The sequence below is a fragment of the Metabacillus sp. SLBN-84 genome (assembly GCF_053629595.1).
In genome coordinates this window covers 2,731,043-2,756,876 of sequence record NZ_JBRJIP010000001.1, presented here as the reverse complement: position 1 = coordinate 2,756,876, position 25,834 = coordinate 2,731,043, and the positions used below count along the sequence as shown (strand labels likewise).

Genomic DNA, 25,834 nt, shown 5'->3' with positions numbered 1-25,834 from the left:
CGGTTTGAATCAAGGAATAGAACTATGCTCGTTGACAAAAATGTATAAGCAAAAGCCTGTTTTTAAAAGGCTGGACTTGGTCATACCCAAAGGGGAAATTGTTTCGCTTGTCGGTCCTTCAGGGACAGGAAAGACGACTTTGCTGCGGTGCATCGCAGGACTTGAAACGCTTGATGAGGGTGAAATTAAGATCAACGGAGAGAATGTAACCATGAGTAAACCCCAGAAACGGCCGGTCGTCATGATGTTTCAGCAGCCTCTGCTTTTTTCGCATATGACGGTATTTGAAAACGTTGAGTACGGTTTAAAGGCTGCCAAAAAGAAAAACCGGCGGGAACAGGTCGCTGCGATGCTTGAAAAAGTGGATATGTCAGCTTATTCAGATGCTTATCCAAACGAGTTATCAGGCGGCCAGCAGCAAAGGATTTCTCTTGCGAGGGCACTTATTGTGAAACCCCAGCTGATCCTTTTGGATGAGCCGTTTTCAAGTCTTGATCCTGAGCTCAGGAAAAAAATGAGAATGTGGGTAAGAAAGTTGCTTAAGGAAGAGGGCATGTCTGCATTATTTGTTACACATGATATGGAAGAAGCGATGTACATGGGGGACCGGGCAGCCGTTCTTGCTGACGGCAGGGTTCATCAGGCAGATGTTCCGGAAACCCTCTATCTGCATCCTAAAACGGAAGCTGCCGCTTCGATCTTCAGCGAAGGGATGATGACCGGCAGCGGCTCGTTTGTGCATGTCAGCAATCTAAGGCTTGCTGTCGATAAGAATGAGCAGTATCCATACAGATATGCTGCTGAAATTGAACACATTTTTATGAGGCATGGCGCCACTTTCTATACGCTTAAACTGAAAGATGCAAATGATAGAATAACCATCCATTCAGATATATCGGCAGGTATTCAGGATTCAGTCTACGTAGAAGTCATTCATCCGGAACTCATTCAGTCGTTTGATCATTCCGAAAAAGAGGAAGATGCAGGATGAAAAAGAACAGTGTATGGAAATTGCTTTTCATTATAACGGGAGCGGGAGTACTGCTTTGGTTCAACAGCCGTTATCTGAATCTGCAGCCTAAGACGATCAAGGACTGGATATTATCTTTCGGGGCCGCTGCACCGCTCCTTTATATCGTTTTATATTCCGTCAGACCGTTAATTCTTTTTCCCGCGTCTGTCATGTCGCTTGCAGGCGGATTGGCTTTCGGCCCCTATTTGGGGACACTGTATACTCTGGCCGGCGCAACAATTGGAGCGGTAGTTGCCTATTTGGCAGCCGGCACCTTCAAACTCGACATGTTCAGGAAATCAGAAAATCAAAGAATGAAGACACTGAAAAAGCAGCTTGAGCAGAACGGATTTTTCTATGTGCTTATCCTCAGGCTGATACCGATTGTCCATTTTGATGTCATAAGCTATGCAGCCGGCATTTCAAAAGTGAGGCTTCTTCCATTTGCAGCTGCAACTTTTATAGGGGTAATCCCGGGTACAATTGCCTTCACCTTTTTAGGATCAAGCTTTGCCGAAGGGAACGTGCTGCTGCTTGCTGCTGCAGGAGCTGTATTTGTTCTTTTGATGCTCTTGCCCCTGCTTTTCAGGGAAAAAGTAAAACAGCTGCTTACCAATGAATCGAAATGAGGAAAATGTATGCTAGATACACATGCAAGAAAATATGTTCAGCCCATCATCCAACATTCTGCAAAGCGCCTCCTGCGAGCGGGGCTCACGGCGAATCAGGTGACGGTTCTGGCTTTTATCATCGGTTCGTCTTCCGGTTTTTTCGTTTATATCGGACAGCCTTTATGGGCCTTGGCCGTACTGTGGTTATCAGGATATTTGGATGCCGTTGACGGAACGATGGCGAGGCTGACTAAACCTTCAGGCTTTGGAACCGTTCTTGACATTACATTTGACAGGGTGGTTGAAATAAGCGTCATCGTAGGTCTTGCGCTTGCCTTCCCTGATGCGCGGCTTGCCCTTCTGCTGTTATCGGTTTCTATTATCCTTTCAATGACCATCTTCCTTACAGTAGGGGCCGTCAGCGAAAAGCAGGGAGTGAAAACCTTTTATTATCAGGCTGGATTGGCTGAGAGGACAGAAGGATTTATTTTGTTTTCTCTAATGATTCTTTTAACTGATCACCTTATTCTTATTACCTATTTATTTTTTGCAATTGAACTGTTTACAGCCATGCAGAGGCTGAGAGAAGCTAAAACCATTTTGAAATAGGGGGATCAGACATGGAATATGACGTAATTGTGATTGGCGGAGGATCAGGGGGACTGACAGCTGCTGCAGGCGCAGCAAGCTTTGGGGCGAGGACAGCTTTAATTGAGAAAGAGAAAGCTTTAGGGGGAGACTGCCTTCACGCCGGCTGTGTTCCTTCTAAAGCTTTTATCGCTGCAGCAAACAAAGTATACAGCGCTAAAAAAGCAGCAGCCGCGTTCGGACTTACCTCAGGCGGCAAAGCCGATATGAAAAAAGTGATGGAGTCCGTTCAAAGGGCGATAGCTGTTATTCAGGAGCATGATGGCGATGAGCGGTTTGAGAATCTTGGGATTGATGTGATTCACGGCGAGGCCGTTTTTGTTTCAAGTCATGAGATCAGTGTGGGAGATAAAATTCTAAAAGGGAAGAAAATCATACTTGCAACAGGCTCAAGACCGGCGGTTCCGGATATTGACGGCATCCGCGATTGCGGCTATTTGACAAACCGGAATGTATTTCAGCTTGAGGTTCTCCCTGAAAGCCTTGCCGTTATAGGCGGAGGACCTATCGGAGTGGAGCTTGCACAGGCATTTTCAAGGCTTGGGACCGAAGTAACACTTATTGAAAGGTCCCAATTGCCTCTCTCAAAAGAAGATGATGAGATCAGGGAAACCGCAGCGCGCCTGCTAGGAAAGGAATTCACCATTTTAACTGAAGCAGCCATTGAATCAGTGTCTTCTTTTGAAGACAGGAAAGAACTTGTGATAAGGCAAAATGATGTCCTTAAAACGCTTGAAGTGAGCCATATTCTCGTAGCAGCCGGTAGAAAACCGAATAGTGATGGGCTAAAGCTAGAAACAATCGGTATTGAGTGCGACGAGAAAGGAGCCATAAAAGTCAACCGGTCCATGCAGACGAGCATTCCGCATATTTTTGCCATCGGAGATGTTAACGGAAACCAGCTTTTTACTCACGCTGCCGGCATGGAGGGAAAAGGGGTCGTTCAAAAAGCAGTTCTGGGATTGCCGCATACCGTCAAGTATGACAGCATGCCTTGGGTTACATATACGCACCCGGAGATTTTTCATCTTGGAATGACGGAGGATGAAGCGCGGAAAAATCACAAGGAAATTGGGGTATATAAGGCTGACCTCAATGAAGTGGACAGATTTATAGCCGAAGATGAGACAGAGGGATTTGTGAAAATAATAACGGATAAACACGGCTCTATTATAGGTGCACATGCAATTGGAGAGGGAGCGGGAGACTGGATGCAGCCGGTCGTATTTGCCAGTCAGCTCGGGAAAAAAATCGGCGATCTTTCCCAGATGGTCTATCCCTATCCAAACAGGGCGGCAGCTGTTCAAAAAACGGCGGATCTTTATTGGAGAGAGAAACTTTTTTCAGGGATTGTGCCTAAGCTGACAGAAAAATGGATCAAAGTAAAACGCTGAAGAATTCTTCAGCGTTTCATCTTTTTCATATATCTTCTGTCAATCCAGTGCTTTATTTTCCAGGGTAGACGTCCATAACAAAAGAAATTTCCATAAAGGAGAAATCCCTTTTTATCTCCTGCGGAAAGGATACTTATATAGCGTTTTTGAGGTTTGAACGGCTTTAGCTTCTGCCCCAGCAGAAATCTTTTGACAGTATCAAACAAGACTGGAGCCTGCCGGATGGCATACACGCCGTTCTTTGCAAGACCAGGGTATTCCTCAAACGACACACAGTCTCCTGCACCAAAAATATAGGGAAACTGAACGGATTGAAGAGTTTTTGAGACTAGCATAAATCCGTTCTCATCGCATGCAATACCGCTTTCCTTCAGCATGGGATGCGGAGCCGGTCCTGTAAGGATAAGCGCTGCGTCGAAAGGAATTGTACTGGCTTCTGTCTGTATGGATTGCAGTTTGGCGGATACAGCTGACTGATGGAGAAAGAGCCGGATGCTGTTTGCTTCAAGCAGGCGTTTCAATTCTTTTGAGATATTTTCATCTGCAGAAGGCAATATGCCGCTGTTTGAAAGAATCGCAACATTTGAAGGGAACCCGTTTTTCCTTCTGTATGCTGATACGGATAAAGCAAGCTCTAAACCTGCGATTCCTGCTCCGACAATAACGGGCAGGTTTGCTTCTCTGAATCTCCTCATCTTTTCAGGAAAGGTATAAGAAGGCTTTATGGAATGAACTGCTGGATGACCGGGAAAAGGGGAATGACTTTCTGACCCGAGGTTCAGGCTGAGCATGTCAAAAGCCAGCTTTTCCCCTGTTTGAAGAAGAACCTCCTTTTTCAATGGATCAATTCTAACTGCTTCTGCTTTTAAAAACTGCGCTCCTGCTCTTTTGCAGAGTGCCTCTACACTGAAAGTGAGATCCGCTTCATCATAAAGCCCTTCTGAAAATCCGGAGAACATGCCGGAGTAAAATTGATACTCTGAAGGAGACACACATGTAATGCGGCAATTCCATTTTTCTGATTTTGCTCTCTGAAGGAAGGAAGCGTGAACATGCCCTCCTCCAAGCAGCACCAAATGCTTCATTCAAACACCCCTTGACCGCAATGAAAAGCACACTCGCATACAGCGCAGTGTGCAATAAGTAGTTGTAATAGTAGACTGTACTTATGTGAAAATCTGATTGATTCAGCCATGCCGGTACCACCTACACAACGTAAGCCCTGCCTCTCAAACGTCCTTGCGGTTCCAAGCCCGCGCCAGCTGGAGTAAGTGAATTCATGATTGGCTGAAATCTTGCCTCTAGCCATTATTTACCCGATATTCCGGTTGTGAAACACAGCTTGGAGAGTTTTATTTCATCTTGAGAAGCAGGTATCTCACGAAAAATCCAGCAGAGAGTCCAGGGATTAAAGACAGCATAGGCAGCCAGATCGGCCCGGGCAAAACTCCAAACAGCCTCACTTTAGGGGACAGCATTAACCCGACTGTTACGAAATAAGCACAGGATGCAAACGGCAGAAAGGACAGCTCAGGCTGATGTCCATCTGCATGTTTGTAAGCATCATACATGGCATACATGTAGATGCATGGATAAAACATGAGCCATCCAAAGTCAACCGTCTTAAAAGCTGCATTTATTTCCCCTAAAAAGCTCAGCATAATTCCTCTGTTAAAATGGCTGTACGTATTTATGATCACTTCCAGAGCAATAAAAAGGATCCCCTTCACCAGCTGTCTGTTCAGCAGCTGCCCAAACCCCGGAAATGCTATGCTCCATAACAAAACTTCAAGCTTAGTTGTTTTCACATTCTAACCTGCCTATCCCTGTCTGTCTTATGTATTAAAGAATATGATCTAATGTTATTTTCTGTAAAAAAACAGAGAACATACAGTAAATTTCAGCATGAAATGTAAAAGATGAAAAAAATGATGCCTGACAAAGCTACTCCATTCATGAAATCCATGTATAACATTCATGAAAGGAGGTGATGAAATGGCAGAAACAGTCATTCTTGATTCACAGCTCCGCCTTGTGTTTGATATGGGTGTAAATGAAAAGGGCGAGCCGGCAGTCAAGTACAAAAATTACAACAACATTAAGACTTCAGCAACGCCTGAACAGCTGCTTCAGGCAGCAGCAGCCATTGCAGAACTGCAGACGGAAACGCTTTTGCATGTTGAACGCAATGATTCTCATCAAGTAATGGCGTAATGAAAAAACAGCTGGAGACAAGGAGGTGGGAGTATGGCAAAAACACTTGAACTTCATTTTTTAAATGAAGAAGGAAAGATCGTGAAAATCATGATTGATTCTCCGAAAGAACCTGTTGTGCCCGGTGACGTGGCATTAGCAATGGATGAAATTCTAGCATCCAACGCATTTTTTTCAGCGGGGGGAAACTTCATCAGCAAAAAGGGAGGCCGCATCGTTGAGCGCAATGTAGCTGACCTGACGTTTTAAAGATTAGGGCCGGATCTGATGCACGGAGGATCCGGCCCTTTCCTGTATTCAAATCATGCCGGCTGTTTACAGCTGAATAGATGTGTTTTCAGTCTTAGTGCAATAAATGATGGAAAAGGAGGAAAGCCTATTATGGAAGAATGGATTCAAGTAGTGAGTGAAGTCGGATTTCCAATCGTGGTGACGCTCTATTTGCTGCATAGAATTGAAAGTAAACTGGACACTCTGAACAGTACGATCCAGATGCTTCCAAATCAGCTGAACAGCAAGTAAGAATGTGCCGGCACTCACCGGCGTTAGGAAGTGAACAAGTGGATGTTTATGATGACCTGAAAAAGGGGGAGCGCGGTGCCTGGCTGAGCATCGCATCCTATTTAATTCTGGCCGCAGCAAAACTCTCGATCGGCTATCTTTATTCCTCTCAGGCTCTGCTTGCAGACGGCCTGAACAACGGCACAGACGTTATTGCTTCTGCTGCCGTTCTGATTGGTTTGAAAATTTCCCAGAAGCCGCCCGATAAGGACCACCCGTATGGACATTTTAAAGCAGAGGCCATTGCTGCGCTTGTTGCATCTTTTATTATCATGTCAGTGGGGCTTCAGGTATTATTTGAAGGCTTTAAGTCCATTATTGAGCCGAAAACAGAATCCCCAAGCTTAATTACCGCATGGACGGCCATTATCAGTGCGGCCCTTATGTATGGTGTTTACAGGTATAACCGTGCTCTGGCTGTAAAAATCAATTCCAAAGCGCTGATTGCCGCCGCACATGACAACAGGTCAGATGCGCTCGTGAGTCTCGGGGCATTTGCCGGTATTGCCGCCTCTCAGTTCGGGATTGCGTGGCTTGATACTCTCACAGCCATTACCATTGGGTTTATTATCTGTAAAACAGCATGGGATATCTTTAAAGAAACCGCCCATTCTCTGACAGACGGTTTTGATGATCAAAAGCTCCTCAGCTTTAAATCCACCGTTGAATCGACACCGGGTGTCGACCGAATAAAGGATATTAAGGCAAGGTATCTCGGAAGCAGTGTTCTCGTTGATGTCGTTATTGAGGTCCATGCCGGATTGAATGTGACTGAAAGCCATGAAATAACAGATCTTGTTGAAAGCAGGTTGGAAAAGGAACACCGGATATCTCATGTCCATGTTCATATAGAACCATCGTAAATGCACCTGAGACATACATAAAAAAGGGTGAATTTGAGTTGCAATTGTCAAATTCATCCTTTTTTATTCGTGTTTATTTACGCATTATCATAATCTGATACCTGGTGCCTTAGCGTAAGATTTATTCGTTTTCTTACGTTATAATCTCCATCTGGTGTGCAAATAGCATAAGATTCGAGCTCTATCGTACGGTCTAATCTCCAGCTGGTGTCCAAAAAACATAAGATACATATCTTTTGTGCGAATCTCAGCCGATGAACAATGTTTCAGCAATCCGACTGTCCTATGTTTTGTCCCAGCCTTTTTATGACTGATGCAGCCTGGCATCTGCAGCAGAATTATTTCTCGACAGAATCATACAAAGGGAATTCTGCTCCTGAAGCGAATGTAATAACGTATGAAACGTAAGGAGGATGAATCATGAGGGAGAAAGAAAAAGCAGCTAAAATCAAAGAACTGAGTGATGAGATTCTGCGAAAAGTGCTACATGACGGCTACGCACCTGATGCTTATTCACTTAAGAACGTGGCCGAACTGCTGTCAAGATCCGTTTATGATCTGTCGGAGATGTACGTGAACGATCAGTGCAACCATGAAGAAACGCTTAAAGGGACACTTGCAAAGATGCAAATCGCCTTAAACACATTGGACCGCACCAAAGTTAAGACTTAACCTGAGGGCACACAAAAGCTCTCTTTTTTTTGCTCTTTCGGCAGCTTATTAGTAAAATAGCATCAAAATACAAACGTATGTTCCTGTTTTGTTCGATAAATGTTATAATGGACTTGCAGGTCAATCTTTTATGGATCAGTTTGAACCCCTGGGGAAAGGGGGGATGAATGGTGACTATATTTGAGAGCTTAGTTGTGATGGTTTCATTTGCTACGCTGATTGTAGCCGTGCTTGGCTTCGGACAAAAAAAATAGACCTCGGTATGTTCCTTGAGGCCCGTGCAATCAAAAAGATGATGCTGATCCATATGAGTGCAGTTTGACTGCTTTGGCTGTAGATGTGGCACCATCTGCAGCTTCACGTAAACATTATATCATAAAAAAAGTAAAAATCCCTGCCCGCATGCTGATTTTTAAAAAATTCAGCGCTTGACGGAACATAGGAAAAAGGACGGTTAAATAAACCGTCCTTATCAGCTTACACTATGTAAACTTATTTTTGTTTTTTGTTAGCTTTTTGCTGATTCATTTCTTGTGCAAATTCTGTATCAGCTTGCTGATTTTGCTGGTTTTGCTGCTGCTGCTGCATATTTTGCTGCTGCTTGTTGTTTTGCTCTTGCTTCATTTTTTTCCCCTCCTTTCAAGGTGAAAATCACTTTCGTTCGATAGTTTGCATCAAAATACCGCATTTTAAACCTCTTTTTATCATTTTTTTGGAAACAATCTAGAATTCCATTCTTTTAACTTGAAAAATAGTTTGGGATACAGAGGGCAAAATTTATAAAAAACGAACAGAACATCTTAACTATCTCCGCTTTCGTTCGATATAAGGGATGAAGGGGGAGTTCAGATCGATGTTTGTGAATGCAGATTTGCTGCTGGTTTTACTTGTCATGCTCTTATCCATAGCTAGTTATCATCTTGCTCCTATATTTGCCGCCATCCGCAAATACAGTGTAAAACCTTCCTTTAGAACGAATCCATGGGTAATGAGCCTGCTACTAGGGTTCATGTTCTGGCTGACGCACGTAACGGCTGTTTTCTCTGCCGGCCTTCCTGTTTCAGAAAAATGGTTCTCTTTTTATTTGGTGCTCAGCTTTTGTTTATGCAGCATGATCGCTGTCTTTTCAATCAGATCGGGAGACACTGAAAATTTCAATACCTCAGCGTATTTTAAAACGGGATTTGGTATGTCTGCCGGCATTGTTATGGTTGATTTTATCGGCTATATGGTCATTTTCAGCGATCATTTGGAAATTAAGCCGCTGCTGATTCTTTTTGCTTTGCTCCTGTCAGTTGCCTTCAGTTTTTCGGCTGTAAGACTTTTGCTGATCGCTCTTCAGGACAGGGCAATGAACCAGAGCAGGTCCATCAGGTATCGTACAGCAGGAAGCATCATCGGAGGAATTGCACTTTCGGGAATTCCGTATGTCATCATGACATCTGTCCTGGATTTTGAATTTGCAGAAGGCGGAAAATATGTGTATTTGCTTCCGTTCCTATTCGTTTTCTTTTTAAATTTTATCCTTACTTTGATCCCGGATTTATACAGCCATACAATGATGTATGAACAGACTAAGAGAATTCATGAAAAAGAAGAGAGATTCAGGTCCCTGTTTCATCAAAGCCCTGATGCTGTTATTTCGACTGATTTAGAGGGAACCATTACATCTGTCAACAAAATCGCAGGAGTGATGACTCAGCTGAATGAATCAGAGCTGATTGGCCTGCGTTTTTTAGAGCTGATTCACAAAGAGGATCATCAAAAAGTGATGCACTATTTTTCTGAAATTGTAACGGGCACTCTCATTGATAATGATCTCTCTTTAAAGATGAAGCAAAAGAACGGTGATGACCTCGATATTCTCATCACAGCCGTAAGGCAGGTAGTAAACAATGAAGTTGTAGGTGTATACGGAGTCATAAAGGATATTACGGAAAGCAAAAAAGCTCAAACACGGATTAACTACCTCGCATATCACGATGAGCTGACCGGATTGCCCAACAGAAGATTCTTTGTGCAAAAATTGTCTGAAGTTATCGCAAAAGAAAAAACATTTGCTGTATTGAGTCTTGATTTTGACAGGTTTAAAAGGCTCAATGATCTTTATGGCTACGCTTTTGGAGATCAGGTTTTCATTAAAATTGCAGAGCGTCTGTCTGCTGTGCTTCCCGAAAGGTCGTTTGCAGCAAGGCTTGGGGGAGATGAGTTCAGTGTCATTCTGCTGGATGTCTCACTTGAGGAAGCAAATGAACTTGCACATGACATGGTTCATCACTTCAGGCTGCCGATGAAGGTCAGAGGAAATGACTGTCTTGTAACAGCGAGCATCGGCGCTTCCCACTATCCGACTCACAGCACGGATGAGGAATTGCTGCTGAAGTATGCGGATATTGCCATGTATGATGTAAAGATAAACGGCTCTAACAGCTGGAGCATCTATACACCGGAAATGAACAATAAAATGATCGAAAAAATCAAAATCGAAAATGAATTGAGAAAAGCTATTCAGTACGGGGAGCTTACGGTTTACTTCCAGCCCAAATTTAAAGAGAATCTGTCAACAATCATCGGGGCTGAAGCGCTGGTCAGGTGGAATCATAAGGAACTTGGATTTATTCCTCCTTCAACGTTTATTCCAATTGCTGAAGAAACTGGCCTGATCTTTGATCTTGAAAGGTTTGTCATTGGAGAAGTTGGAAAACACGTACAGCTGTGGGAAAGAAAAAACGCATCCTTTGGAAGAATTTCAATTAATATTTCACACCTGCATCTTTATCAGGATGATTTAGTGCAGACAATCGACGATGTTCTCTCTAATTACAATATAAGGGCCTCAAGTCTTGAACTTGAGATAACTGAAACAGCCATGATGGACAATGAGCTTGAGGCAAATATGAAACTTTCCCTGCTTAGAGACAGAGGAATCGAAATCAGCATGGATGACTTTGGAACAGGCTACAGTTCCTTAAGCTATCTTCAAAAACTGAATATCGACAGACTGAAAATCGATCAGTCTTTTATTAAGGAAATGGAGCATCAAAATGGAAACGAAGCTATTGTCTCGATGATCATCTCAATGGCACACCATCTTAACTTAAAGGTTATTGCTGAAGGTGTGGAGACTTTGATGCAAAAAGAACTGCTCTCAAACCTCGGCTGTCTTGAATTTCAGGGATACCTTGGCGGCAGGCCTATCCCGGCTGATGAATTTTTTGCCGAGTACCTTGCCAGCGGGAAAGCAAGCTAAAAAAAGGCGAGTATCTCGCCTTTTTTGCCGTTATCCCTTATTATCATTGATCTCCAGCACTTTTAAAATCGCATCCCCGACAGAAGCTGCAGTATAGGCGGCTTCTTTCTTTACCTCAGGCAGCGCATTTTCCATAGCAAAGCTGAACGGGGTTAAGCGGAACATGGGAATATCGTTAAAAGAATCGCCGATGCAGGCAATTTCCGAAGGCGAAATGTCAAGGTGCTGGATTAGCATGTGAAGCGCATTTCCTTTGCTGATATGTTTCGGCATAATGTCCAGGCACTGCCTGTCGGATATGTACGTTTCAATTGTATCAGGATAGCTCTCGCGGAGTTTTTTCTGCAGGGGCAGCAGGGACTCATACTCACCAAGTATGGAGATCTTTGAAGCTTTAATATCTCTGCCTATCCCTTCAGACAATTGTTCATTTTCTGTTATGGGAGCAAACATCCGGGATTCAATGCTTGTCACGGCTTCATTACGCCGCTCTGTATAATTGGTGCTGTAGTCTGCGACAATTATAATAAAATCTTCAGATCGAACAACTTCAAACACTTCTTGTGCAATCACACTTTCAAAAGTAAGAGCATGCAGCGATTCATCGCTGTCAGTGTTGATAAAGGCTCCGTTCTGACTGATCCGGTGGTATTTTTCACCGATTTTCGTTAAGATCTCCCCAATCTCCACATCCATTCGTCCAGAAGCAAGGCATATATCCACACCTGATTTTTTCAGCTGCTTTAAGGCTTCAATGTCTTTTTCCGAAACTTCTTTCTGGTGATCCAGCAGTGTCCCGTCGAGATCACTTACAAATAACTTAATCATACCGGAGTTCCTCCCTTTCGGTATTTTGCTTAAAAGAATAACACTTGGTTTATTTTAAAGAGACATTGCTGCGGCTGCAATTAAATGGTCTTTTGTAAGCTGTCTTCTTTTTCAGGGCTGGTCTACTCCAAGGGTTTTAATCATGTTCTCAGGACTGTAGTTTATTTCAAAGAACAGCGGCTTGTTTTCATCTGTAAACAAGATCAGGCGGGGATCGTCTTCTTTGCTGTATACGATCATACCTTCTGATACGATGCCATTGAACCACTTATTTTCCACTTTAAATGGCATAACAGGCTGAATGAGCACCAGATATCCTTTTTTAGGAAGCGGATTTATTTTTACAGTAATGCCTTTCATTGATTGAATAGCCTTCTTCAACTCATTTGAATAGTAGTCAGTAGAAGGAGCAGTCTTTACAACATCGCCCGTCTCTACATCAATTACTTTCACTTCCTTTACTTCTGCATATCCCTTGACTGCAGGCAGGGCTATAAGGAAGAAGATTGATAAAAAGCATATGATTTGTTTTTTCATGATGAACACCTCCTTTGTACTTTCCCCAATATCGCAGATTATTTTCTGGCAGTAATTTCATGAAGGCGGACAGGAGGATAGATTTACATGAATGGCCAATCCTAACGAATAGTCATGATATTGAAGGAGTGATTTTAATGAGAAAACTATTTATTTTCGTTTTGGCGTTCTCCCTTTTAACAGGATGTAAACAGGCGGATCAGGGCCAGCGGACATTTCTAATTCCTGAAGGTTTTACTGGCTGGGTGACCGTTCACAATGAGCCTTCCGAAGGGGAAGGCGAGAGAGAATATAAAGTGTCCGAAGAGGGGCATGCAGAAGTGAAGGAAAAAGATATTCATGATGGATGGGCCTCCAATAAGTATTATTACGTGGATAAAGAGGGAAAACGCAAAGAGCTTTCAGAAGGGAAGATGATCCACGGCGCGTCAGCCGGAGATGAGAATAAAGGAGAAGCCTTTTTTTTCGTAGGAAACAAAGAGGATTTTGAAAAAACAGAGTATACACCGGAAGATAAATAACGGCAAGGCTCTTCGCAGTTGACTGCATATGACATTATTAGTACGATATGAAGCATTGAGAGATAAAAGGAGCTGAGGATTTCGTGGAGGAGTCCTTTACAATAAAAAAGGTACTGAATAATAATGTGCTGATTGCCGAGCACGATTCGTTTGAGGAAGTCGTGCTGATCGGCAAAGGGATTGGATTTGGCCGTAAACGCGGGGACAGGCTTGAAGAAACATCCTATGAAAAAATGTTTGTGCTTAAAAGTCAGAAGGAACAAGAGCAATTTAAAATGCTACTGCCTTTTGTAGATGAAGATATGATTGAGGTAGTGAGCGATGTGATTCACTATATCGCAGAACAGGTAAAGCTCCCCCTCAATGAACATATTCATATCGCGCTTATTGACCATATAACTTTTGCCATTAAGCGCCTTCAAAAAGGGATGGATATTAAAAATCCGTTTTTGACCGAAACCAAAACCCTTTATCCAAATGAGTACATGATAGCAGAGGAAGTTGTTCATATGATCAATGACCGGCTTAAAGTGGACTTGCCGGTCGGGGAAATTGGATTTATTGCCCTGCACATTCACAGTGCCATCACGAATAAACCAATCTCAGATGTGAATCAATTTTCACAGCTGATCGGCCAGCTGATCGGCGTCATCGAGGATTCCATGAAGCTGAAAGTGAATCAGGACAGCGTAAATTATATGAGGCTTGTCAGGCATTTGCGATATACGATTGAAAGGGTTTTATCAGGTGAGAGTGTGGAAGAGCCAGAAAAATTTGCTTTACTGTTGAAAAAAGAATATCCGCTGTGCTACAATACATCTTGGAAAATGATCAAAGTAATGCAGCAATTCTTGAAAAAACCGGTATATGAAGCTGAGGCAGTGTATCTTACCCTCCATTTATACCGTTTAACAAACAAAACTTAATCTTAAAAAGTACCTTACGTGTTACTGATACGATCAGGCATGAGTGAACAAGTACGTGTTGAAACCGCCCATAAGGGGAAGTATACCCTTTGAGTGCGGATGTCCTTGTTGCACCATGCTTTTTTTGCGTTCTTTTTGGGATTTAAATGTAAACGCTTGTAATTTGCTTTCATGTTTTTTTTGGTTGCTGCTTACACAAACTATTCCTCAAGGAGGTTAAAACATGTTTAAAAATTTATTTGGAGTTCTCCAAAAAATTGGTAAAGCACTTATGCTGCCGGTTGCCATCCTTCCTGCTGCAGGGATCCTGCTGGCATTTGGTAATGCGATGCAAAATCCGGAATTAACATCAAAAGTGCCATTTTTGACAAATGATATCATCCAGCTGATTGCTAAAGTAATGGAGTCTTCTGGGGACATTGTCTTTGCAAACCTTCCGCTGCTCTTTGCAGTAGGTGTTGCTATTGGACTGGCTAACGGTGATGGTGTTGCTGGTCTTGCAGCCATTATCGGATACTTAATTATGAACGCTACAATGAGTGCAGTACTGATTCAAACAGGGAAAATTCCAAGTGACGCTGTAGAGCTTGCGCAATTCTTCCAGCAGCTGCATCCTGAATATGCAAGGGTGCTTGGAATGCCGACCTTACAGACCGGGGTCTTCGGCGGTATTATCGTCGGTGTCCTCGGTGCATACATGTACAACAAATTCTTTAACATTGAACTGCCTCAATACTTAGGTTTCTTTGCAGGTAAACGTTTTGTACCGATTATGACCGCTGTGTCAGCTGTTGTTCTTGGTTTGGTTATGCTGTTTATTTGGCCGCCGGTTCAAGGAGGACTTAATGCCTTTTCAACAGGCCTTCTGGAATCCAACAAAACATTGGCAGCATTCGTCTTCGGTTTAATCGAGCGTTCTCTTATTCCTTTTGGTCTTCATCATATTTTCTATTCTCCGTTCTGGTATGAGTTTGGAAATTACACAACGCAGGCCGGAGAAATCGTGCGCGGAGATCAGCGTATCTTCATGGCACAAATCAAAGATGGCGCTGAACTGACAGCTGGAACATTTATGACAGGTAAATTCCCGTTCATGATGTTCGGTCTTCCTGCTGCAGCACTTGCGATCTATCATGAAGCAAAAGCTGAAAACAAAAAATTTGTTGCAGGCATCATGGGTTCAGCCGCATTAACATCATTCCTGACGGGTATCACTGAACCGCTTGAGTTTTCATTTCTTTTCGTAGCTCCAATTTTGTTTGCGATTCACGCAGTCTTTGCAGGTCTGTCCTTTATGACGATGCATATTCTGAACGTAAAAATCGGAATGACATTCTCGGGCGGGGTTATTGACTACTTCCTGTTCGGAATTCTTCCAAACCGTACTGACTGGTGGCTTGTCATTCCAGTGGGTCTTGTATTCTCGCTGATCTATTACTTCGGATTCCGTTTTGCGATCCGCAAATTCAATCTGAAGACACCTGGCCGCGAGGACAAACAGGATGATGAAGATACAAGCGGAACAACGGAAGCTGCAGGCGACCTTCCATACAACATCCTTGAATCACTTGGCGGCAGCTCAAACATCAAGCATCTTGATGCGTGTATTACACGCCTTCGCGTGACTGTAAATGACGTTAAAGCAGTAGACAAAAACCGTCTTAAGCGTCTTGGAGCTGCAGGAGTACTTGAAGTTGGAAACAACATCCAGGCTATCTACGGCCCTAAATCAGACAGTCTGAAATCACAGATCCAGGATGTAATGGCAGGCAAAACACCTCGTCCGGCAAAACCTGCATCACCTGAAAAAGAAGTAGAAGAACAGATAGAGGACGTTGTACCAGGCCCGCTTAAAAATGATGTAGAGGAATTCTCTTTTGTTTCACCTATTACAGGTGAGATTCACCCGATCACAGAAGTTCCTGATCAAGTATTCTCAGGCAAAATGATGGGTGACGGAATTGCGATTATTCCTTCAAACGGAACAATTGTCTCTCCGGTTGACGGAAAAATCCTGAATGTTTTCCCTACTAAACATGCAATCGGCCTTGAGTCTGAGAGCGGGAATGAAATTCTGATTCATGTCGGCATTGACACTGTAAACCTGAAAGGTGAAGGCTTTGAAGCTTTCGTAAAAGAAGGGGATACAGTTAAAAAAGGCCAAAAACTACTTGAAGTGAACCTTGATTTCGTGAAACAAAACGCACCGTCTATCATGACGCCGATCGTCTTCACGAACTTAAACGAAGGCGAATCGATAGTGATTAAGTCTTCAGGCAGCGTTGAAGCTGGTCAAGAGCACATCATTTCTATCGAAAAATAAATGAACTTAAGCCGCATCACTTGTCAACCATGTGATGCGGCTGTTATGATAAGGTATTGTGTACAAGCTTTATTTAACTATAAAGGAGATTGATTAATTATGGCAGAGAAAACATTTAAAGTAACAGCAGAATCAGGTATCCACGCACGTCCGGCAACTGTGCTTGTTCAAACGGCAAGCAAGTTTGATGCTGATGTGAACTTAGCATATAACGGAAAAACAGTTAACCTAAAATCAATCATGGGCGTTATGTCACTTGGTATCGCCAAAGATTCAGAAATCACAATTTCTGCAGCTGGTTCAGATGAAAACGATGCAATCGCAGCTCTTGAAGAAACAATGAAAAAAGAAGGTTTAGGCGAATAATGACTGAACTAAAAGGGATTGGAGCTTCAGCTGGGATCGCGATTGCAAAAGCTTACCGACTAGAAGAACCAGATCTTACAGTATCAAAGCGCGAGGTTGCAGATAAAGCAGCTGAAACTGTACGCTTTGAAGAAGCTATCCAACAATCCAAAGCAGAGCTTGAACAAATCAAAGAGCATGCATTCAGAGAACTTGGCGCAGATAAAGCCGAAATTTTTGAAGCCCATATTCTCGTGCTCAGCGATCCTGAACTGCTTAATCCTGTAAAAGATAAAATTAGCAGCGAATCAGTCAACGCTGAATTTGCAATGAAAGAAACATCAGACATGTTTGTCAGCATGTTTGAATCGATGGACAATGAATACATGAAAGAGCGTGCAGCGGACATCCGCGACGTGACAAAACGCGTAATCGGCCATCTTCTTGGCGTTGAAATTCCAAACCCAAGCATGATTTCTGAAGAAGTGATTATCATTGCCGAAGATCTTACACCATCAGATACTGCACAGCTTAACCGTCAGTATGTTCTTGGCTTTACGACAGATATCGGCGGCAGAACATCACACTCGGCCATCATGGCACGTTCAATGGAAATTCCGGCAGTAGTCGGAACAAAAAAAGCCACTTCTGACATTAAAAATGGCGACATTGTTATCGTGGATGGAATTGACGGAGATGTAGTCGTCAATCCTTCTGAAGAAGTGATTGCAGGCTTTGAAAAGAAAAAAGCGCAATACGAAGTGCAAAAAGCCGAGTGGGCGAAGCTTGTTAATGAAGAAACCGTTACAAAAGACGGACAGCATGTTGAGCTTGCAGCCAATATCGGAACTCCTGACGATGTTCGCGGAGTTCTTGAAAACGGCGGAGAAGCTGTCGGTCTTTACCGTACTGAATTCCTATACATGGGCCGCGACCAGCTTCCGACAGAGGATGAGCAGTTTGAAGCATACAAAGCTGTGCTTGAGCGCATGGAAGGCAAGCCTGTTGTTGTCCGCACCCTTGACATTGGCGGAGACAAAGAGCTTCCATACTTAAACCTTCCAAAAGAAATGAATCCTTTCCTTGGTTTCCGGGCGATCCGTCTTTGCCTTGAAGAACAGGAAATCTTCCGCACTCAATTGCGTGCATTGCTTCGTGCAAGCACATTCGGCAACCTGAAAATCATGTTCCCGATGATAGCGGTTGTGGATGAGTTCAGAGAAGCTAAAGCCATTCTTCTAGAAGAAAAAGCGAAGCTTGTAAGCGAAGGCGTTCAGGTTTCAGAAAACATCGAAATTGGAATGATGGTTGAAATTCCTTCAACTGCCGTGCTTGCAGATCAGTTTGCCAAAGATGTTGACTTCTTCAGCATCGGAACAAACGACCTGATCCAGTACACGATGGCTGCCGACCGTATGAACGAACGCGTTTCATACTTGTACCAGCCTTATAACCCTGCTATTCTTCGTCTTGTGACGCTTGTCATTGAAGCTGCTCACAAAGAAGGCAAATGGGTTGGCATGTGCGGAGAAATGGCAGGAGATCCTTTAGCGATTCCGGTTCTTCTCGGTCTTGGACTTGATGAGTTCTCAATGAGTGCTACTTCAATCCTTCCGGCACGTTCTTTAATTAAGAACCTTTCAAAAGAAGAAGCTGCAAGCTTTAAAGAAGAAATCCTTTCCATGAGCACAACAGAAGAAGTAGTTGAATTCGTTAAAGCGAAATTCAACGTGTAAGTTTGAAAAGACCTGCTGCGGCAGGTCTTTTTATTTGTGTTTTTCCTTCCTCATTTCCACTAATTGAGTAAAATATGGTAAAATAGTCACGAATGCAGAAGAAATGGGGAAGCTTTAGTGAACCGGATAGAAAATCAAGATTTGAGAAAAAAACTCCTGCTGAAGTCCATGTGGGTCATCTTTATTTTGGACGCGCTCTTTATTTTAGTCATTGAAAGAAGCTATAAATATTTTCCGATCGTTTTGATCTTTGCCGGCATCCTCCTGTGCTATACCTTCCTTCTAAGGTCTATAAAGAAGGACTCTTTTTTTGTCTGGAGTTCCCTCGGGCTTATCTATTGCTATTTATTTGCCTTAAACTACACAGATCCATATATAGTGAATTTTATTTTTTTGCTTTTCCCAGTCATTTTCAGCGCCGTGTTTCAAAATCTGAAGGTTGTCTTCATAACAGGTGCAGTCACCATCTGCAGCCAGTTTTATTTTTTTCTGAACGGTTATGAAATCATCTCGTCTTCGTTTGAAAAAATAGATGTCATGTACTATGTCTTTTTTGCAATCATCATTGTTGTTATTCTGTTCTACTACATCAAATATATAAATTACCTATGGGAAAAAGTCCAGCGGCAAAACGACAAGGTGTCAAGAAACCTGAAAACAACTGAGGCGAAATTTGACCTTGTTTTTTCACAAAGCCATGACGCCATAGCGATCATTGATCCTGAGCGAACGGTAAAAGATGTAAACCCCGCGTTTACCGACCTTTACGGCTGGAGCAATCAGGAAATTTCAGGAAGTCTCTTTCCATTTCATTCAGCAGAAAAATCAGGCGTCAGTTCAAGGAGAGACAGAACGAAATCCGGCAAGACCATAGAAGTCGAAGTGACGACTACACCTCTTTATAATCCCTCAGGAGAATTGATTGCCTATTGCGAAATGATACGCGATGTTACAGAGAAAAAAGAAGAAGAGTTTGCCCTTTTTCAGCATGAAAAACTAAAGGTAGCGGGTCAAATGGCTGCGGGCGTTGCCCATGAGATCAGAAATCCGCTGACGGTGATTCAGGGTTTTCTGCAAATGATGGATGAAAAGAAAGACATTATTGACCCGCACTACACAAAGATCATGCTTCAGGAACTGAAACGGATGAACAGTATCGTAAGTGAGTTTCTAATCCTTTCAAAACCTCAGGCTGTGTACAAGAAAGAAATGAATATGAAAGAACTCATCCAGTCGATCATCCGTTTTTTTGAAACGGAAAGTGCCCTTAAAAATATCGGCATTCAGTTCAAGTGCAGCGCAGAACAGCTCCCGGTAAAGGGGGATGAAAATCAGGTTAAGCAGGTTCTGATCAACCTCTTAAAAAATGCGTTTGATGCAATGTCAGGCGGCGGAACAATCCTGGTTGAAGCATGTGCTGATAAAGACTGCATCAGAGTAATAATCACCGATGAGGGCGAGGGGATACCCCAACATCTGCTCACTCAGATCCGCAAGCCTTTCTTTACAACAAAGGAAAAAGGGACAGGGCTCGGCCTTGTTATTACTGAAAAGATTATTCGCCAGCATGGCGGAACACTTGCCATATCGAGCCAAAAAGGTTCAGGTACGAAGGTTACGGCCACTTTTCCTGCATCACTTTCTGGAAATGGGTAAAAACTAACTGCATCAACCAGATTGAAAGGTGATGTAAAATGGAGAAAAAAGATGTCAGAGCAGGCGATAAGGTGTATGTGATCTACCGAAACCCCCATGCAGCAAATGTAGCAAATATTCAGCAGGCAGAAGTAGTCGATCATCCGACAGAGCCCGGACAAAAAGCTTTGTTTATCCATGATTCATACCATTTACTTGACGAAGGAGACGCGATTTTTCCTTCATACTCAGATGCAGAAGAGATGTACAACAAGTTGTTTGATTACGAGCAATACGAGTAAAACTCCGTTTATGCGGAGTTTTTTTATGTTTAAAAAGACGCGGAAGCCCTATGTTGTTTTAGGAAATATTTAAAAAGGATATGAACTCCTTGAAAGACAAACCTTATTAACATACCGCTTTTAATCAGAAGGAAGTGACAGCATAGTGAAACCATTCGTGCCGCAGCTCGTCTATATCGAACCAAGGGCACTTGAATACCCTCTTGGAGTGGAGCTGAAAGAAAAATTTGAAAAGATGGGTCTTGAAATACGGGAAACAACTTCACATAATCAGGTGCGCAATATTCCCGGCAAGAACGATCTTCAGAAATACCGGAATGCGAAATCAACATTAGTCGTCGGAGTCCGAAAAACATTGGACTTTGATTCATCAAAGCCATCTGCTGAGTATGCCATACCTCTTGCTACAGGATGCATGGGGCATTGTCATTATTGTTACTTGCAGACGACGATGGGATCTAAGCCATATATCAGAACGTACGTGAATACAGACGAAATCTTTCAGCGGGCTCAGGAATACATGGAAGAACGGGCGCCGCAAATGACCCGTTTTGAAGCCTCCTGTACATCTGATATCGTCGGAATTGATCATTTGACACATTCGCTTAAACGGGCCATTGAGTTTTTTGGAAACACTGATATGGGCCGCCTGCGTTTTGTGACAAAATTTCACCATGTCGATCACTTGCTGGATGCCGATCACAAAGGGAAGACGAGATTTCGGTTCAGTATTAATGCTGATTATGTCATCCGGAATTTTGAACCTGGAACATCGCCGCTTGATAAACGCATTGAAGCTGCAGTTAAAGTTGCCAAGGCAGGATATCCGCTCGGATTCATAGTTGCGCCAATCTATATCCACGAGGGATGGCAGGAAGGCTATAAAGAACTCTTTACAAAACTTGATGAATTGCTGCCGCCGGAAGCAAGAGAGGATATTACCTTTGAGATGATTCAGCACAGGTTCACAAAGCCTGCCAAGCGTGTTATTCAGAAAAACTATCCTAAGTCAAAGCTGGAAATGAACGAAGATGACCGCCGCTATAAGTGGGGGAGATATGGAATTGGAAAATATATTTATCAGAAAGATGAAGAAGCTGAATTAAGAGATACGCTTGAGAGCTATATCGATGACTTTTTTCCGAATGCAAAAATTGAATATTTCACTTGAAAAAACAGAGGCTTTCTCTGTTTTTTCTGGTTTTAAATCTCAAATAAGGCATTCCTGTCCATATCCTGATACTATAAAAGAGAAGATAAATCAGGAAGAGGTGCTGAAGATGGATTTAGGTTTTAAGGGGAAAACGGCACTTGTTGCAGCATCCAGCCAGGGACTTGGAAGAGCTGTTGCCGAGGCACTTGCAATAGAGGGCGCTAACGTCATGATTACCAGCAGAGACCCTGAAAAATTGCACAGGGTTAAAGAAGAGATTTCCAAAAAAGCATCCGGCAGAATTGAATACAAAGCATGCGATCTTTCAAATGGAGAGGAAATTGTGCAGCTTGTAGAGGAGACAGCGAAACGCTTTGGAACAATAGACCTTCTTGTTAACAATGCAGGAGGCCCGCCGACAGGCACATTTGAAATGATGACAGATGAAGACTGGCAAAAGTCTTTCGAATTGAACGTCATGAGCCATGTCAGACTGATCAGAACGGTCCTTCCTTATATGAGAGGAAAAGGAGGCAAGATTGTTAATATCGCCTCATCTTCTGTTAAAGAACCAATCCCGGGACTTGTACTGTCCAATACGTTCCGGCTGGGTATTGTCGGCCTCACAAAGACGCTTGCATCCGAGCTTGCACCTTATCAAATTCTGATTAATACGGCAGCACCGGGGAGAATTGCGACAGATCGGACAGCCTCCCTTGATCAGGCGGCAGCAGAGCGGCTCGGTATTCGTGCTGAAGACGCAGAAGAGGAAAACAAAAAGAAAATTCCAGCGGGGAGGTATGGTACGCCGGAAGAATTTGCAGCCTATGTTCTCTTTTTGCTGTCAGATGCAAATACCTATATGACGGGTCAGACCCAGCTGATTGACGGAGGAATGGTTAAATCCGTATAGAACACCAGCCGCTGAAGTAAACTAAGCCATAGATAAAACAGGTAAGGTGGCTTCTATGGATGGCGATCGTTCTCGCTGCAATTATCATCTGGCTTTTGGTTCACATTTTTGTGTATATGCCTAAAAAGTGCAACCCGATTGAGTCAGTATTTATTTTTTTGACGACTTCAATTATGAATAATATGTTCTGTTCAATTATTACTGAAAACCTGAGGTGGGCGGTACCGTATGAAACGCCAGAGGGATTTACCGTCTTAATTTTACAAAGAGTCCTGATTATCCCTCTTTTGTTTTTGCTTATTCTCCATCTGTTATTAAATGTAAGGAGCATTCTTGGCAAATTCCTTCTTTTAGCTGCATCATTTGGCATTGTTGTCGGAATGGAGGAGCTCTGCATGTACTTCCAAGTCATGAAGTATGTTGAAAACAGATGGGCAATCCCGCTTATCCACACTCCGCTGCTGCTATTGACAGGAATCATTGCCCTGACTTTATTCAGGCCGGTATTGAAAAGGGGAGTGACGATTAGATGAACGGCATGCAAAATGAGCTTTATATTCTTGCTACCATTGCTGCTGCTCTCTTGATCATGGCAAAGCTCCCGAAAAAGTTTCCGGCAGGCGTTACCGTTCTTATTTTTACGTTCAGTGCGTTTATCGGGCTGACTGCAGATCACATATTAGCTATTCCGCCCTACGACATATATGATGTCAATGATTCGCCGAACTTCGAAGTATGGGATTTTATTTACTACAGCATGTATGGATTTTTCGGTTACTTTTTTCTATTTATTTATCAGCACTTTCGAATCAGGGGTATTCTGACAATCCCATACATCATTCTTTGGTCAATGTTTTCGGTGTTTTATGAATGGGTGGCCGTTCAAGTCGGAATCTTTGATTTTGGCAAAGGGTACAAAATGCAATATTCATTTCCGATTTACCTGTACATCCAGACATTCTTTATCATCTTTTTTCATTTTGTCATGAAGGAATATGATAAGCTGAAAGAAAAGTCTTCCATTATATAAAAAGAGGAAGCTGAAAAAGAGAGGGAGAGATGTATGACACAAAGTATAGGGTTCATCGGAACGGGCGTAATGGGCAGGAGCATGGCCATGCATTTGCTGAAGGCAGGCTACTCTGTTTCCATTTATACGAGAACAAAAGATAAAGCGGATGATCTGATTAAAGAGGGGGCGGTCTGGAGAGAGACAGCAGAAGAGCTTGCCCGGAACTCTGATGTCGTTATGACGATGGTTGGATATCCATCAGATGTAGAAGAACTTTATTTGGGAGATAATGGAATTTTAAATGCTGCAAAAACCGGCAGCTACGTAATTGATATGACAACTTCTAAGCCGAGCCTTGCCATACGCATCTACGAACTGGCGAAGCAAAAGGGGATTTACGCAATCGACGCACCTGTTTCAGGCGGAGATGTAGGTGCTAAAGAGGCTAGACTGTCCATAATGGCCGGCGGAGATAAGGAAGCATTTGAAGCGTGTTTGCCGATTTTTTCTATTATTGGAAAAAATATTGTCTACCAGGGGCCTGCAGGAAGCGGACAGCATACTAAAATGTGCAATCAAATTGCAATTGCAGCCGGCATGATCGGGGTTAGCGAGGCGATTGCGTATGCGCATTCAGCAGGTCTTGATCCTGAAAATGTGCTGAAAAGCATATCAGCAGGTGCTGCGGGAAGCTGGTCATTAAGCAATCTTGCACCAAGAATGCTGAAGGAAGATTTTGAACCTGGGTTTTATGTCAAACATTTTCTGAAAGACATGAGCATTGCCATCGAAGAAGCTGAACAATTGAAAATGGAGGTGCCTGGCCTCGCACTTGCCCACAAGCTGTATACGGAGCTTTCAGAAAAAGGGGAAGCCGAGAGCGGAACACAGGCTCTGTACAAGTTATGGAAATCATCATCAGAAAACTGAATAGCGGGGAATCTGCTCCAATACACCTGCTGCTTGAAGCAGATCCTGAGGAAAAAGCCATTCAAAAGTACCTTCATAAGAGCCTCGTTTTTTTGGCAGAACATAAAGAACAGACAGCTGGTGTACTGGTTCTCGTTAAACGTTCATCCACATCATTAGAAGTGATGAATCTTGCAGTTGATGAAGCATTCCGGGGAAAAGGAATTGCAAAGAAACTGCTGGCACGTGCCAAAATGGAAGGGGAAACTGGCGGTTTTACTTTTCTGGAAATTGGTACAGGAAATTCGAGCCTTGACCAGCTGGCCCTTTATCAAAAGTGCGGCTTCAGGTTAGACGGAATTATCAAGAATTACTTCCTGGATCATTATGATAAGCCAATTTATGAAAATGGAATACCATGTCTTGATATGGTCCGCTTGAAAATGCCCTTGACATAAAAAAGACAGCCGGATATCCCGGCTGTCTATGACGATCAAACTCTATTATTTTCCGATGAACATTTGAGTCCAGTAGTTGCCTTCTTCAACGTGGCCCACACCGATGTGTGTGAAGTCAGCGTTCATGATGTTTTTGCGGTGACCTTCAGAGTTCATCCATGCTTGTACAACTTCTTCAGGAGAAGCTTGTCCTTTTGCAATGTTTTCGCCTGCAGTTGTATACTCAACGCCGAACTTTTTCATCATATCAAATGGTGATCCGTAAGTTGGGCTGTTGTGGTCAAAGTAGTTCTTGCTTTGCATGTCTTTAGACTTTTCTTTAGCTACTTTGCTTAGTTCTTCGTCAAGCTGAAGAGGTTTTAGACCTTGCTTTTCACGCTCTGCATTTGTAAGCTCTACAACTTTTTTCTCAAATTCACTTACTGCAGCCTGAGTTTGCTCTTGCTTTGGAGCTTCTTCTTTTGCTTCAGGTGCCTGCTGCTGTGCAGGTGCTGGAGCTGCTTCTTGCTTAGGCGCTTGAGCTTGCTCTTGCTTAGGTGCCTGCGGTGCAGCCTGTCCTTGCTGTGCTTTAAACTGGCTCAGCTGCTCTTCAACCATTTTTTGAAGCTCAGGATTGTTGATGTTTTTCAGCATATCCTGTGTTTGTTCCTGATTTAAATTGCAGTTTTGACCGGCAATTTGATAAGCTTTAACTTGCATATTTGATTGCTGTGGAGCTGCTGCATCTGCAGTTTGTCCACCCGCATTAAATGTAAAAATAGTAGCTGCTGCTGCAACTGAAAGTGCAATAGACTTCTTTTTCATGAAAAAATTCCTCCTAAGAGTTTTTTTTGTTGTGTTCCTTGCTACACACATATCGTAACACACGATTCTTGTAATATATCAGCCAGTGCTTTCCATTGACACTCATGCAGAATGTCAATCTATCATCCTTACAAATTGTAAGTCTCATAAAGACCAGTCAGCAAAGACTTTTCAGCAATTTAAACAGCTGTCAGACCAAACACATAA

29 protein-coding genes and 1 pseudogene are annotated in these 25,834 nt (G+C 43.0%); 24 read left to right on the top strand and 6 right to left on the bottom strand.

Annotation, left to right across the window (positions count from 1 at the left end; genetic code table 11):
• The first annotated feature begins 4 nt into the window (after positions 1–4).
• The 4 genes from RKD52_RS14095 to RKD52_RS14080 are packed head-to-tail and all read left to right on the top strand — an operon-like array spanning position 5 to position 3,665.
• Positions 5–991, top strand: coding sequence for an ABC transporter ATP-binding protein (locus RKD52_RS14095; RefSeq protein ID WP_454100175.1), 987 nt, complete (start codon positions 5–7; stop codon positions 989–991).
• On the top strand, positions 988–1,641 hold the full coding sequence (locus tag RKD52_RS14090) for a TVP38/TMEM64 family protein (RefSeq protein ID WP_454100174.1): 654 nt from the start codon (positions 988–990) through the stop codon (positions 1,639–1,641). The genes RKD52_RS14095 and RKD52_RS14090 overlap by 4 nt, the downstream gene beginning before the upstream one ends.
• A gap of 9 nt (positions 1,642–1,650) precedes the next feature.
• Entirely contained in the window at positions 1,651–2,232 is a 582-nt protein-coding gene (locus RKD52_RS14085) for a CDP-alcohol phosphatidyltransferase family protein (RefSeq protein WP_454100173.1), read from the top strand.
• 11 nt (positions 2,233–2,243) lie between these two features.
• Positions 2,244–3,665: a dihydrolipoyl dehydrogenase family protein gene (locus RKD52_RS14080; RefSeq protein WP_454100172.1), complete on the top strand. Its 1,422-nt coding sequence runs from the start codon at positions 2,244–2,246 to the stop codon at positions 3,663–3,665.
• 8 nt (positions 3,666–3,673) lie between these two features.
• Here the strand turns inward: RKD52_RS14080 and RKD52_RS14075 are convergent, their stop codons facing one another.
• A complete protein-coding gene (locus tag RKD52_RS14075; RefSeq protein WP_454100171.1) occupies positions 3,674–4,750 on the bottom strand; it encodes an FAD-dependent oxidoreductase in 1,077 nt (358 codons plus the stop codon).
• A 267-nt stretch (positions 4,751–5,017) separates the two neighbouring features.
• Positions 5,018–5,473, bottom strand: coding sequence for a hypothetical protein (locus RKD52_RS14070; RefSeq protein ID WP_454100170.1), 456 nt, complete (start codon positions 5,471–5,473; stop codon positions 5,018–5,020).
• A 187-nt stretch (positions 5,474–5,660) separates the two neighbouring features.
• On the opposite strand from RKD52_RS14070, the gene RKD52_RS14065 reads away from it, so the two are divergent.
• The 6 genes from RKD52_RS14065 to RKD52_RS14040 all read left to right on the top strand — a co-directional run bounded on the left by RKD52_RS14065 (position 5,661) and on the right by RKD52_RS14040 (position 8,229).
• Positions 5,661–5,879, top strand: a complete 219-nt coding sequence (locus RKD52_RS14065) for a DUF1659 domain-containing protein (RefSeq protein WP_369732794.1) — start codon at positions 5,661–5,663, stop codon at positions 5,877–5,879.
• 33 nt (positions 5,880–5,912) lie between these two features.
• Entirely contained in the window at positions 5,913–6,128 is a 216-nt protein-coding gene (locus tag RKD52_RS14060) for a DUF2922 domain-containing protein (RefSeq protein WP_454100169.1), read from the top strand.
• A gap of 132 nt (positions 6,129–6,260) precedes the next feature.
• On the top strand, positions 6,261–6,401 hold the full coding sequence (locus RKD52_RS14055) for a YvrJ family protein (RefSeq protein WP_029281653.1): 141 nt from the start codon (positions 6,261–6,263) through the stop codon (positions 6,399–6,401).
• Positions 6,402–6,439: 38 nt separating this feature from the next.
• On the top strand, positions 6,440–7,303 hold the full coding sequence (locus RKD52_RS14050; protein ID WP_454100168.1) for a cation diffusion facilitator family transporter: 864 nt from the start codon (positions 6,440–6,442) through the stop codon (positions 7,301–7,303).
• 420 nt (positions 7,304–7,723) lie between these two features.
• Entirely contained in the window at positions 7,724–7,975 is a 252-nt protein-coding gene (locus RKD52_RS14045; RefSeq protein ID WP_454100167.1) for a hypothetical protein, read from the top strand.
• 167 nt (positions 7,976–8,142) lie between these two features.
• A complete protein-coding gene (locus tag RKD52_RS14040; protein ID WP_369733073.1) occupies positions 8,143–8,229 on the top strand; it encodes a putative holin-like toxin in 87 nt (28 codons plus the stop codon).
• Between the two features lie 238 nt (positions 8,230–8,467).
• Here the strand turns inward: RKD52_RS14040 and RKD52_RS14035 are convergent, their stop codons facing one another.
• The gene (locus RKD52_RS14035; protein WP_267881635.1) at positions 8,468–8,599 is read right to left on the bottom strand and encodes a hypothetical protein; all 132 of its coding nucleotides are present in this window, start codon (positions 8,597–8,599) and stop codon (positions 8,468–8,470) included.
• A 229-nt stretch (positions 8,600–8,828) separates the two neighbouring features.
• On the opposite strand from RKD52_RS14035, the gene RKD52_RS14030 reads away from it, so the two are divergent.
• The gene (locus RKD52_RS14030) at positions 8,829–11,225 is read left to right on the top strand and encodes a putative bifunctional diguanylate cyclase/phosphodiesterase (protein WP_454100166.1); all 2,397 of its coding nucleotides are present in this window, start codon (positions 8,829–8,831) and stop codon (positions 11,223–11,225) included.
• A 30-nt stretch (positions 11,226–11,255) separates the two neighbouring features.
• Here RKD52_RS14030 and RKD52_RS14025 read toward each other — a convergent pair whose 3' ends face one another.
• Both RKD52_RS14025 and RKD52_RS14020 read right to left on the bottom strand, forming a co-directional pair.
• Positions 11,256–12,053, bottom strand: coding sequence for an HAD family hydrolase (locus tag RKD52_RS14025; RefSeq protein WP_454100165.1), 798 nt, complete (start codon positions 12,051–12,053; stop codon positions 11,256–11,258).
• Positions 12,054–12,164: 111 nt separating this feature from the next.
• Complete coding sequence (locus RKD52_RS14020; protein WP_454100164.1) at positions 12,165–12,590, bottom strand: hypothetical protein; 426 nt, start codon at positions 12,588–12,590, stop codon at positions 12,165–12,167.
• 137 nt (positions 12,591–12,727) lie between these two features.
• Here RKD52_RS14020 and RKD52_RS14015 point away from each other — a divergent pair, with 137 nt between their 5' ends.
• From RKD52_RS14015 to RKD52_RS13955, 13 genes and pseudogenes are all read left to right on the top strand, one after another.
• The gene (locus RKD52_RS14015) at positions 12,728–13,111 is read left to right on the top strand and encodes a DUF6843 domain-containing protein (RefSeq protein WP_454100163.1); all 384 of its coding nucleotides are present in this window, start codon (positions 12,728–12,730) and stop codon (positions 13,109–13,111) included.
• 83 nt (positions 13,112–13,194) lie between these two features.
• The gene (gene glcT / locus RKD52_RS14010; RefSeq protein WP_454100162.1) at positions 13,195–14,037 is read left to right on the top strand and encodes a glucose PTS transporter transcription antiterminator GlcT; all 843 of its coding nucleotides are present in this window, start codon (positions 13,195–13,197) and stop codon (positions 14,035–14,037) included.
• A 223-nt stretch (positions 14,038–14,260) separates the two neighbouring features.
• Positions 14,261–16,360, top strand: coding sequence for a glucose-specific PTS transporter subunit IIBC (gene ptsG, locus RKD52_RS14005; RefSeq protein WP_454100161.1), 2,100 nt, complete (start codon positions 14,261–14,263; stop codon positions 16,358–16,360).
• A 99-nt stretch (positions 16,361–16,459) separates the two neighbouring features.
• Positions 16,460–16,726, top strand: a complete 267-nt coding sequence (locus RKD52_RS14000; protein ID WP_029281636.1) for a phosphocarrier protein HPr — start codon at positions 16,460–16,462, stop codon at positions 16,724–16,726.
• The gene (ptsP, locus tag RKD52_RS13995) at positions 16,726–18,441 is read left to right on the top strand and encodes a phosphoenolpyruvate--protein phosphotransferase (protein ID WP_454100160.1); all 1,716 of its coding nucleotides are present in this window, start codon (positions 16,726–16,728) and stop codon (positions 18,439–18,441) included. Before RKD52_RS14000 ends, ptsP begins: the two co-directional genes overlap by 1 nt.
• Positions 18,442–18,558: 117 nt before the next feature.
• Positions 18,559–20,097, top strand: coding sequence for an ATP-binding protein (locus RKD52_RS13990; protein WP_454100159.1), 1,539 nt, complete (start codon positions 18,559–18,561; stop codon positions 20,095–20,097).
• 38 nt (positions 20,098–20,135) lie between these two features.
• A complete protein-coding gene (locus RKD52_RS13985) occupies positions 20,136–20,378 on the top strand; it encodes a transcriptional regulator SplA domain-containing protein (protein WP_454100158.1) in 243 nt (80 codons plus the stop codon).
• Between the two features lie 142 nt (positions 20,379–20,520).
• Positions 20,521–21,549 (top strand): spore photoproduct lyase, encoded by a 1,029-nt coding sequence (gene splB / locus RKD52_RS13980; RefSeq protein ID WP_454101231.1) that lies wholly within the window; start codon positions 20,521–20,523, stop codon positions 21,547–21,549.
• Positions 21,550–21,658: 109 nt separating this feature from the next.
• Complete coding sequence (locus RKD52_RS13975; RefSeq protein WP_454100157.1) at positions 21,659–22,444, top strand: SDR family oxidoreductase; 786 nt, start codon at positions 21,659–21,661, stop codon at positions 22,442–22,444.
• 59 nt (positions 22,445–22,503) lie between these two features.
• A complete protein-coding gene (locus RKD52_RS13970; RefSeq protein WP_454100156.1) occupies positions 22,504–22,977 on the top strand; it encodes a hypothetical protein in 474 nt (157 codons plus the stop codon).
• Entirely contained in the window at positions 22,974–23,474 is a 501-nt protein-coding gene (locus tag RKD52_RS13965) for a hypothetical protein (protein WP_454100155.1), read from the top strand. The genes RKD52_RS13970 and RKD52_RS13965 overlap by 4 nt, the downstream gene beginning before the upstream one ends.
• A gap of 18 nt (positions 23,475–23,492) precedes the next feature.
• A pseudogene (locus RKD52_RS13960) lies at positions 23,493–24,386 on the top strand (NAD(P)-dependent oxidoreductase); the annotation flags it as partial.
• Positions 24,362–24,823, top strand: coding sequence for a GNAT family N-acetyltransferase (locus tag RKD52_RS13955; RefSeq protein ID WP_454100154.1), 462 nt, complete (start codon positions 24,362–24,364; stop codon positions 24,821–24,823). The pseudogene RKD52_RS13960 and the gene RKD52_RS13955, both read left to right, overlap by 25 nt.
• A 45-nt stretch (positions 24,824–24,868) precedes the next feature.
• On the opposite strand, the gene RKD52_RS13950 is transcribed toward RKD52_RS13955, so the two are convergent.
• Positions 24,869–25,627, bottom strand: coding sequence for a CAP domain-containing protein (locus RKD52_RS13950; protein ID WP_454100153.1), 759 nt, complete (start codon positions 25,625–25,627; stop codon positions 24,869–24,871).
• Between the last annotated feature and the right edge of the window lie 207 nt (positions 25,628–25,834).